At 62.5% G+C, this 253-nt stretch carries 1 protein-coding gene; it reads right to left on the bottom strand.

Annotated features, from left to right (window positions below):
• Positions 1 to 44: 44 nt before the first annotated feature.
• Positions 45 to 253, bottom strand: a 209-nt coding sequence (locus EQG66_RS15220; RefSeq protein WP_164975712.1) for a hypothetical protein, incomplete at its 5' end; no start/stop codon positions are given.

Below are 253 nucleotides of genomic sequence, written 5' to 3' on the forward strand. Positions count from 1 at the left end.
GGCATCGCCGCCAGCGAGCAGTTGGTCGAGTAAATCAGCCGGAATCAACGGCTCCTTGCGTCGGGACATAGTGGGTCTCCTTCTTCCCCATTATACCCGCCCACACACGGAAATCCTGACAGTCCCCTGTGGCTGAGCTTGAAGTGCGCCACCTGCAACTTGGTGCGCACCCCGTCGATGATCGCCCAGTCCTCGCTCCAGTCGAACTGGAACGCCTCTCCCGGCGCGAAGGAGAGCGGCACGAACGTCCCCC

The organism is Sphingobium fluviale, assembly GCF_004122115.1.
Lineage (GTDB): Bacteria > Pseudomonadota > Alphaproteobacteria > Sphingomonadales > Sphingomonadaceae > Sphingobium > Sphingobium fluviale.